This is a genomic window from Oleiphilus sp. HI0067 (assembly GCF_001635735.1).
In genome coordinates this window covers 1-879 of record NZ_LWFI01001688.1, presented here as the reverse complement: position 1 = coordinate 879, position 879 = coordinate 1, and the positions used below count along the sequence as shown (strand labels likewise).

At 43.2% G+C, this 879-nt stretch carries 1 protein-coding gene; it reads right to left on the bottom strand.

The genetic code is table 11. The features are described 5' to 3' along the window. Positions 1–812, bottom strand: an 812-nt coding sequence (locus A3739_RS26980) for an Ig-like domain-containing protein (protein WP_156502888.1), incomplete at its 3' end; no start/stop codon positions are given. Positions 813–879 lie beyond the last annotated feature (67 nt).

Sequence of the window (879 nt, the reverse complement as noted above, 5' to 3'; positions counted from 1 at the left end):
GCATTAACTAATAGATCGTAACTGCCATTAAAGCCTTCTGGGTGGGATATTTCGAGATTGCCCAAATCAAAACCTGTAAGTAGTGCTTGAGAAATACCGTCGATTACCATCACCTCAGCAGTGAGGGCTCCGTCCGTCACTATAGATCCTACGGGCAGGTCCAATAACATTACAGACAGAGTTTCTGAGCCATCGATATCAACCAATGAAGCCTCTGCATTCAGACCATAATTAGCGCAATTTTCAACAACCAAAGCTGCATCAGGAAGTACATCAACGACCACAGTGGCTACTGATACATTAAACCCATCGGATATCGTTACTTGATAACTGTCTCGACCGAGAAAACCATCTACTGGAGTGTATGTGAATGTGCCGTCACCATTATCAAGAACAGCTCCGTTACTGCCCTGAGTAAATGATTGAACGATAAGAATGTCACCCTCCGCATCTGTGGCTGTAGTAATGACATTATCTGAATCTATACTCCCTTGGTCGATGCGCATAGACTGCTGCTGATCCAAGAGTGACGGAGCCCAATTCGATGGTGCCATCGAGATAGTAAAATCTGACTCAGCATTGTGATTTTGAATACCAATCGAGCCATCGTTCAGTAATTCTCCGAAGTCATAAGCTGTTTTTACAACACCATCTACTACAATGGACGCGACGCTGCCATCTACGACCAATGTCATCGCATTTGGCTCACCAACAGTAATTGTTTCCGGAACAAAGGTGTCAGCGACGATATCGATATTTTCAATACCGTTTTCAATCTGATTGAACTCCCAACCTTGTTTACCAACACGCATGTAAGCGGCTTTTTAATTATTAATATCGACATAATCAAAGATTATGGCCCCATTTTTATACTCCGGC